Consider the following 8,847-nt stretch of genomic DNA (forward strand, 5'->3'; position numbering starts at 1 on the left):
TCTCCGAGACGTACTGAAACGACCTGAAAGGTTTTCGCAACGTAGGTCCGGGATCTTGGGGTGTCAAGGGAGGCGGGCGGGGCCCGGCGGCGCCGACCGCCGCTTTCAGGACAGCGGCGCCGACGACCCGCGGATCACCACCCGGCCCGGCAGGGTCTCGGTGCCGGAGCGCCGCGCCCCGGCGATCGCGCCGAACAGGGCCTGCGCGGCGGTCCGTCCGACCTGTTCGAGGTTCATGTCGACGCTGGTCAGCGGTGGGCGCGAGGCGGAGGTCAGGACCTGCCAGTTGTCGAAGCCCATCACCGCCACGTCCTCGGGCACCCGGTGGCCGCGCTCGCGCAGGACGTCCATCACGCCGCGGGCGATCTGGTCGCTGCCGCACAGGACGGCGTCCACCTCCGGGTGCTGGTCGAGCAGCATCGCGGTGGCCGCCCGCCCCCAGCCCTCCGACCACACCCCGAACCGCGGTTCGCCGACCGGGGCGAGGCCGGCGTCGGCGAGCGCGGCCAGCGCGCCGTCGGCCCGCTCCCGCGCGGCGAGGTACCCGGGGTCGCCGGTGATGTGCGCGATACGGGTACGGCCGCAGGCCAGCAGATGGCCGACGGCGAGCCGGCCGCCGCCCACGCTGTCGGGGACGATGGACAGATCCGCCGGATCGTCCGAGGGGGCGTACGCGTAGACGACGGGGACGGGCAGCTCACGGCCGAGGGACGGCCGCGGATCGGTCCTGCTGCCCACCACGATCAGGCCGTCGACCCGGCGGCCGAGCAGCGCGCGCACATGGTGCTGCTCGCGGATCGCGTCCCCCCGCGCGTCACAGAGGAACACCGCGACCTCACCCGCCCCGAAGGCGTCCTCGGCGCCCATGAGGATCGGGATGCTGAACCGGCCCTCCAGGTCGCTGGTGAGCAGACCGACGGTGCCGGTCCGCCCGGCCAGCAGGCCGCGCGCCAACTGGTTGGGCCGGAACGCCAGACGCTCGGCCGCCTCGATCACCCGCTGCCGGGTCTCGGCGCGCACCTGGCTGCGGCCGTTGAGCGCCTTCGACGCGGTGGCCACGGACACGCCCGCCAGCCGGGCGACGTCGTTGAGCGTGGCGGGCTGCGAACGGGAGGGGTTGGTGGCCCGTGTCATGGCGGTTCTCCTGTCTCGCGTCGCGTGCCGGGACCGTCGGAGCGGCACGTCGCGCGTAGAACCGTAACCGAGAACTTTCGGTCAAGGCGTGCCCAGGGGCCGTCTCGGGTTTCGACGATGCGTCACATCGTCACTGCGGTAAGGGGATTGACGGAAGCCGGGCCGGGTTCTAGCTTTCTGAAAGCCTTTTCGTTCGTCCCACCGCCACCCCAGGGGGATCGACATGAGAAGCACCACCGGACCACCTGGACGGATCCACCGCCTCCTCCTGCGCGCAGCCGCGCTGCTGGCCGCCGCGAGCCTGGTCACGGCCTGCGGCTCCGGGGGCGGCGGCTCGGGCGGAGGCGCACCGGCGGACGCCGGGGGAGCCGACGACGGCACCACCCTGACGATGTGGACGCGGGCGGCGACCCGGCCGCAGAGCGAGGGCCTGGTCAAGGCCTACAACGCGAGCCACCGGAACAGGATCGAGCTGACCGTCGTCCCCACCGACGACTACCAGGCCAAGGTCGGCGCGGCCGCCGGATCCCGGGACCTGCCCGACCTGTTCGCCTCCGACGTGGTGTTCGTCCCCAACTACACCTCCAGCGGGCTCTTCGCCGACCTCACCGAACGCGTCGACGCCCTGCCCTTCGCCGAGCACCTGGCGCGCTCGCACATCAAGGCGGGCACGTACGAGGGGAAGAAGTACGTCGTGCCGCACACCCTCGACCTCTCGGTGCTCTTCTACAACAAGGAGCTGTACCGGCGGGCCGGACTCGACCCCGACGCCCCGCCCACCACCCTGGGCGAGTGGGACCGGCAGGCGCGCGCCGTCGACGCGCTGGGAGGCGGTGTCGACGGCACCTTTTTCGGCGGCAACTGCGGCGGCTGCGGCGTCTTCACCTGGTGGCCGTCGATCTGGGCCGCCGGGGAGGAGGTGCTGGACAAGGACGGGACCGAGGCGAACCTCGCCTCCGGCACCGCGAAGAAGGTCTACGGGACCTACCGGGGCTGGGTCGAGGACGGCATCGTGGCCCCCGGGGCGCGGGAGGAGACGGGCACCACCTGGACGGGGCTCTTCCCGAAGGGGCAGGTCGGCGTCATGCCCATGCCCTCGACCACCCTGGGGCTGATGCCCCGCGACCTCGACCTCGGCGTCGCGCCCATCCCCGGGCCCGACGGCGGCGCGTCCACCTTCGTCGGCGGTGACGCCATCGGCATCTCCGCCACCAGTGACTCACCCGACCAGGCATGGAACTTCCTCGCCTGGTCGCTGGGCGACACGGCGCAGGTCGAGGTGGTCGCCGCGCACAAGGACGTCGTGGCCCGCACCGATCTCGCCGCCAACGCACACTCCGCCGCGGACCCGCGCCTGGTGACGATCAACAAACTCGTGGCACGGGGGCGGACCCCGTACGCACCGAAGTTCGGCCAGACTTTCAACGATCCCAACGGGCCCTGGCTGACCCTGATGCGCCATGCCGTCTTCGGCGACGGGGCCTCCGTCGACCGGGACAACGAGGCGGTCACCGCGTCGCTCGCCGACTGAGCGGCCACCCGCCCCGCGACAGCACGACAAGAGGAACACACCACGCACGGCGGGCGGAGGAGAGCCATGCATCTGAAGACGGCCGAGCCGGTGGCGGCCGGGAACCGGGCCGGGCCGGCGGCCCGCCGGGCCGCCCCGGCCCGCACCACCCCGCCCCGGTGGCGGTCCCGCAAGGCCAAGGGCCTCGCCTACGCGGCCCCCACCGCACTGTTCGTCACGGTCTTCTTCCTGCTCCCGCTGCTGCTCGTCGGGCAGATGTCCCTCAGCGACTGGCCGCTGCTCGCCGGGGACCGGGGCCTCAACGCCCCCGAGAACTACACCGACGCCACCGACACCACCCTGTTCTGGCCCGCCGTCCGCTTCACCCTCCTCTACACCGTGATCGTCACCGTCGTCCTCCTCGGACTGGCGCTGCTCCTCGCCCTGCTCGTCCAGGAGTCCCGGCCCGGCGCGGGCTTCTTCCGTACGGTCTACTTCCTGCCCGGCGTCCTCGGACTGGCCTCCGCGTCGCTGCTGTTCTGGGGCCTGTACAGCCCCACCACCGGGCCGCTCGGCCACCTCCTGGACACGCTCGGACTCGTCGACGACCCGGTCTCCTTCCTCTCCACCCCGACCTCGGCGCTGCTGTCGACCGTGTTCCTCATCGTCTGGAAGTTCGCCGGCTTCTACATGCTGATCCTTCTCGTGGGACTCCAGCGCATCCCCCAGGAGGTGTTCGAGGCGGCGCGGATGGACGGCGCCGGACGCGGCCGGATCTTCCGCTCCATCACCCTGCCGCTGCTGCGGCCCTCCCTCGCCCTGACCCTCCTGCTGTGCGTGACCGGATCGCTGCTCGCCTTCGACCAGTTCTTCATCCTCACCAAGGGAGGACCGGACAACAGCACCGTCACCGTCGTCCAGTTGATCTACCGGGAGGCGTTCCAGCGGCTGGACCTGGGCACCGCGGCGGCCCTCTCGATCATCGTGCTGGCCGTCCTGCTCCTGCTCAACGCCGCCCAGTTCCGCGGCCTGCGCCGCGCCGACGCGTCATGAGGCCGGTCCCATGGCGTACCCCCGGGGAAGGGAGACCACCGTGCTGACCCGCGCCCTGGGCCGTACGCCCTACTACGTCCTCGCCGGAGGACTGGCCGTCATCTTCCTCTTCCCGCTGCTGTGGAACGCCTGGGCGTCCGTCAGCGGCCAGCCCGGCACCGCGCAGGAATCCGGTTACGGTCTCGGCAACTACCGCACCCTGCTGCAGTACGACGCCGGCCTGGTGCGGTACCTCCTCAACAGCACCGTCGTCTCCGCGCTGACCGTCGCCCTGACCCTGGGGGTGTCCCTGCTGGGCGGCTACGCCTTCGCCCGGTTCGACTTCCCCGGCAGGAACGCGCTGTTCCTGCTCACCCTGGCCATCCTCATGGTCCCCTACGCCACTCTCCTCATCCCGCTCTACGTGCTCCTCGGCCGGCTCCATCTCCAGAACTCTCTGATCGGACTGAGCCTGGTACTGGCCATGTTCCAACTGCCGTTCGCCACCTTCATGATGCGGATCTCCTTCGAGGCGGTGCCCCGCGAACTGGAGGAGTCGGCGCTCGTCGACGGCTGCGGCACGGCGGGCGCGCTGCGCCGGGTGCTCCTGCCCGCGGTACGGCCGGGGCTGATCACCGTCGGGCTCTTCGCGTTCCTCGCCGCCTGGAACGACTTCATCGCACCGCTGATCCTCATCTCCGACAGTGCGAAGGCACCCCTGCCGCTGGCCGTCGCGAACCTGCGGCAGCAGAGCATGGGCGCCGTCGACTACGGCGCCACCGAGGCGGGCGTGGTGGTCCTCGCCGTGCCCTGTCTGCTGCTCTTCCTGCTGCTCCAACGGCACTACATACGGGGCTTCATGTCCGGCGCGCTCAAGGGCTGAACCCCGCGGAGCGCGCCGTACACCACGACCGAAGGGACGAACCGAAGGCATGGACTCGTGAAGGGGAACACGGCGCGCCCGGCCGTCCTGCCGGTGGCGCCGACCCGGGGCCGGCTGCGACCGCTCGGTCTCGACGAGGTCAGGATCACCGGCGGGTTCTGGGCCCGGCGCCGGCACGTCAACGAGACCGTCACGCTCGGGCACTGCCGCGACTGGATGGCACGCGCCGGCTGGACCGGCAACTTCCGGGCCGCCGCCGAGGGGCGCGTCCCACGGGACCGGCGCGGGCGGGAGTTCGCCGACTCCGAGCTGTACAAGCTCCTGGAGGCCCTGGCCTGGCAGGCCGGGACGGGCACCGGCGCCGCTCCCGCGCTCGACGCGGAGAGCGCCGCTCTCACGGAGGCGGTCGCCCCCGCCCAGGAACCGGACGGCTACCTCAACACCGCCTTCGGCCGCCCCGGACAGCCGCCCCGCTACAGCGACCTCGCGTGGGGCCACGAGCTGTACTGCTACGGGCACTTGATCCAGGCGGGCGTCGCCCAGGCCCGCAGCCGCGGCGAGGGCGAGCTGACGAAGATCGCCCTGCGGGCCGCCGACCATGTGTGCGCCACCTTCGGCACGGGCGGCACCGAGGCGGTCTGCGGACATCCCCAGATCGAGACGGCCCTGGTGGAACTCGCCAGGCTGACCGGGGAGCGCCGCTACCTCGACCAGGCCGCCCTCTTCGTGGCACGCCGGGGCCACGGCACGCTCCCCGAGGGCGAGTTCGGCCGCGCCTACCACCAGGACGACCTGCCCGTACGGGAGGCCGGAGTGCTGCGCGGCCACGCCGTCCGCGCCCTCTACCTCGCGGCGGGCGCCGTCGACGTGGCCGTGGAGACCGGCGACGAGGCTCTGCTCGCCGCGGTCGTACGACAGTGGGAGGCCACCGTCGCCCGGCGCACCTATCTGACCGGGGGCATGGGCGCGCACCACCGGGACGAGTCCTTCGGCGGCGACTTCGTCCTCCCGCCGGACCGCGCCTACGCGGAGACCTGCGCGGGGGTCGCCTCGGTCATGCTCAACTGGCGGCTGCTGCTGGCCACCGGGGAGCCGCGCTACGCCGACCTGGCCGAACGGACCCTGTTCAACGTGGTCGCCACCTCCCCGGCGCAGGACGGCCGGTCCTTCTTCTACGCCAACACCCTGCACCGGCGCGAACGGGGCGCCGTGCCCGCCGAGGACACCGTGAGCCCGCGCGCCGCGTCGGGGCTGCGCGCCCCCTGGTTCGCGGTGTCCTGCTGCCCGACCAATGTGGCGCGGACCCTCGCCCAACTGCCGGCCTACCTCGCGACGGCCGACGACCGGGGCGTCCAACTGCACCAGTACGCCGACGCGGAGATCGCCACCTCCCTCCCCGGCGGCCACGGCGTGGCCCTGCGGATCCTCACCGACTATCCGTGGGGCGGGGATGTGGTGGTGCGTGTCGACCGGTCGCCGGACCGCCCGTGGACCCTGTCCCTGCGCGTCCCCGACTGGACGGCGGGCGCCACCGCGTGGCTGACCGACCCGGCCGGAGGCCGCCGTACGGTCGCCCCGGGCACGGCCGAGATCACCCGCGTCTTCCGGCCCGGGGACAGGATCCGGCTCGAACTGCCCGTACGGCCGCGGTGGATCCGGGCCGATCCGCGCGTCGACGCGGTGCGCGGCACGGTGGCCGTACAGCGCGGGCCGCTCGTCTACTGCGCCGAATCCGTGGACCTGCCGGACGGGCACGACGTCGACGCGGTACGGGTGGACCCGTCCGCCGCGCCGCAGGACGGCCCCGCGGGAGCCGGTGATTCCGCCGGGCCCGGCGGCGAGCCCGGCGAGGGCGCCACCGTCGTGGTCGCCGGAGAGATCGCCGCACCCGGCGCGCGGGACGAGGGGGCCTGGCCGTACCGGCCGCTCGACGACCCGGCCGGTACGCCCGCCGCCGACCGCGCCGGGATCGTCCTGGTCCCGTACCACTCCTGGGCGAACCGGGGGCCCGCGACCATGCGGGTCTGGCTGCCGACCGTGAACCCCTGACCGCCTCGCGCGGCCGTGCCCTCCCCACGCCGCCGCCCCGCCCGCCGACCACCGGAGATCGGAGTCCGAGCATGCCCCCACCCCCCACCCGGCGCACCCTGCTGGGCGTCGCCCTCGGGACCGCGGCCGCCGCACCCCTCGTGTCCGCCGCCGCACCGGCGTACGCCGCGTCCACCACGCCCGCGGGAAACACACCGGCGCCCGTCCCCGTACCGCCCACCTGGACGGCGCACCCCTTCCCCCTCGACGGGGTGACGCTCGGCGACGGGGTGTTCCGGCGCAAGCGCGACCTGATGCTGGAGTACGCGCGGTCCTGCCCGGCCGACCGGATCCTGGCCGTCTTCCGCGCCAACGCCGGGCTCGACACCCGTGGCGCCCGGCCGCCCGGCGGCTGGGAGACCGCCGACGGCAATCTGCGCGGCCACTACGGCGGCCACTTCCTCACCCTCGTCTCCCAGGCGTACGCCGACACGGGGGAGAGCGCGCTCAAGGCCAAGCTGGACTACCTGGTCGGCGCGCTCGGCGAGTGCCAGCGGGCCCTGGCGGACCACGGCTCACCGCGCCCCAGCCACCCCGGCTATCTGGCGGCGTACCCGGAGACCCAGTTCATCCTGCTGGAGAGCTACACGACGTACCCCACCATCTGGGCCCCGTACTACACCTGCCACAAGATCATGCGCGGTCTCCTCGACGCGCACACCCTGGCGGGCAGCGCCCAGGCCCTGACCATCGCCTCGGCGATGGGCGACTGGGTGCACAGCCGGCTCGGCCGTCTGCCGAAGTCCCAGCTGGAGCGCATGTGGTCGATCTACATCGCCGGTGAGTACGGCGGGATGAACGAGGTCCTCGCCGATCTGCACGCCCTCACCGGCCGGGCGGAACACCTGGCCGCCGCCCGCTGCTTCGACAACACCGCGCTGCTGACGGCCTGCGCGGAGGACCGCGACGTCCTGGCGGGCCTCCACGCCAACCAGCACATCCCCCAGTTCACCGGCTACCTGCGGCTGTTCGACCACACGGGGGAGGAGAGGTACGCGGACGCCGCCCGTCACTTCTGGTCCATGGTCGCCGGTCCCCGCATGTACAGCCTGGGCGGCACGGGCCAGGGCGAGATGTTCCGGGCCCGGGGCGCCGTCGCGGCCACACTGGACGACAAGAACGCCGAGACGTGCGCCACGTACAACCTGCTCAAGCTGAGCCGGCAGCTCTTCTTCCACCGGCAGGACCCCGCGTACATGGACTACTACGAGCGGGGGCTGACCAACCACATCCTCGCCTCCCGCCGGGACGCCCGCAGCACGGAGAGCCCGGAGGTCACCTACTTCGTCGGCATGGGCCCGGGAGTGGCGCGCGCGTACGGCAACACCGGTACGTGCTGCGGCGGTACCGGCATGGAGAACCACACCAAGTACCAGGACTCCGTCTACTTCCGCTCCGCCGACGGCGACGCGCTCTACGTCAACCTCTACCTCGCCTCGACACTGCGCTGGCCGGAGAAGGGGCTGGTCGTCGAGCAGACGAGCGACTACCCGGCCGAGGGCGTCCGCACCCTGACGTTCCGCGAGGGCGGCGGCACCTTCGACCTGCGACTCCGCGTTCCGGCCTGGGCCACGGGCGGCTTCACCGTCACGGTCAACGGGGTGCGCCAGCCGGCCGAGGGGGTGCCGGGCAGCTATCTCACCCTGCGGAGGAACTGGCAGCGCGGCGACCGGGTCGGGATCTCCGCCCCCTACCGGCTGCGTGTCGAAAGGGCGTTGGACGATCCCACCGTGCAGTCGCTCTTCCACGGACCGGTCCTGCTGGTCGCGCGGAGCGCGGAGACGGGGTTCCGCGCGTTCTCCTTCTACCGGGACTTCACCCTCCGAGGTGATCTCGCCGACGCGATCGCCCCCGAGGGCCGCCCGCTGCACTTCACCACGCACGGGCTCACCCTGGCCCCGTTCCATCTCGCGGACACCGCCCGCTACCACGCCTACTTCAGACGCGCCGAGCCCGTCGTCGTGTTCGGCGCGAGCGACTCCGGTGTGGCGAACCGCGCCCGCGGCGACGGCTCGACCTTCCTCGACGTCCTCTGGGCGCGGGCCCCCTTCACGGACTCGGGCCGGTTCCTGGCGGCGGTGCGCGCGCTGGCCGACACCTGGCTGGCCGAGGGGCTGTTCAGCCGCGCCGAGCGCGACCGGGTCGTCGCCGCGGCGGCCGGTGCGCGGCTGCGGCGCTGAGCCGGGTCCGCGCGGGCCGG

Annotated in this window: 6 protein-coding genes; 5 read left to right on the plus strand and 1 reads right to left on the minus strand. The window is 72.9% G+C overall.

Annotation, left to right across the window (positions count from 1 at the left end; all coding sequences use genetic code 11):
- Positions 1 to 105: 105 nt before the first annotated feature.
- Positions 106 to 1,134, minus strand: coding sequence for a LacI family DNA-binding transcriptional regulator (locus ACFXPK_RS26100; RefSeq protein ID WP_385079137.1), 1,029 nt, complete (start codon positions 1,132 to 1,134; stop codon positions 106 to 108).
- A gap of 223 nt (positions 1,135 to 1,357) precedes the next feature.
- Between ACFXPK_RS26100 and ACFXPK_RS26105 the strand changes: the two genes are divergently transcribed.
- From ACFXPK_RS26105 to ACFXPK_RS26125, 5 genes are all read left to right on the plus strand, one after another.
- Positions 1,358 to 2,665 (plus strand): ABC transporter substrate-binding protein, encoded by a 1,308-nt coding sequence (locus ACFXPK_RS26105; RefSeq protein WP_385079140.1) that lies wholly within the window; start codon positions 1,358 to 1,360, stop codon positions 2,663 to 2,665.
- Between the two features lie 66 nt (positions 2,666 to 2,731).
- The gene (locus ACFXPK_RS26110; protein WP_385079143.1) at positions 2,732 to 3,697 is read left to right on the plus strand and encodes a carbohydrate ABC transporter permease; all 966 of its coding nucleotides are present in this window, start codon (positions 2,732 to 2,734) and stop codon (positions 3,695 to 3,697) included.
- 40 nt (positions 3,698 to 3,737) lie between these two features.
- Positions 3,738 to 4,559: a carbohydrate ABC transporter permease gene (locus tag ACFXPK_RS26115; RefSeq protein WP_385079146.1), complete on the plus strand. Its 822-nt coding sequence runs from the start codon at positions 3,738 to 3,740 to the stop codon at positions 4,557 to 4,559.
- Positions 4,560 to 4,616: 57 nt separating this feature from the next.
- Complete coding sequence (locus tag ACFXPK_RS26120) at positions 4,617 to 6,608, plus strand: glycoside hydrolase family 127 protein (protein WP_385079148.1); 1,992 nt, start codon at positions 4,617 to 4,619, stop codon at positions 6,606 to 6,608.
- Between the two features lie 71 nt (positions 6,609 to 6,679).
- Positions 6,680 to 8,827 carry a glycoside hydrolase family 127 protein gene (locus ACFXPK_RS26125; RefSeq protein WP_385079150.1) on the plus strand — a complete coding sequence of 716 codons (2,148 nt, stop codon included), beginning with the start codon at positions 6,680 to 6,682 and terminating at the stop codon, positions 8,825 to 8,827.
- Positions 8,828 to 8,847: the final 20 nt, after the last annotated feature.

Origin of the sequence: Streptomyces sp. NPDC059142, assembly GCF_042755665.1 — a bacterium.
Taxonomy (GTDB): domain Bacteria; phylum Actinomycetota; class Actinomycetes; order Streptomycetales; family Streptomycetaceae; genus Streptomyces.

Coding starts and splice junctions, on each gene's coding strand:
- ACFXPK_RS26110 (WP_385079143.1), top strand. CDS start 2,732: ATGCATCTGAAGACGGCCGAGCCGGTGGCGGCCGGGAACCGGGCCGGG.
- ACFXPK_RS26105 (WP_385079140.1), top strand. CDS start 1,358: ATGAGAAGCACCACCGGACCACCTGGACGGATCCACCGCCTCCTCCTG.
- ACFXPK_RS26100 (WP_385079137.1), bottom strand. CDS start 1,134: ATGACACGGGCCACCAACCCCTCCCGTTCGCAGCCCGCCACGCTCAAC.
- ACFXPK_RS26125 (WP_385079150.1), top strand. CDS start 6,680: ATGCCCCCACCCCCCACCCGGCGCACCCTGCTGGGCGTCGCCCTCGGG.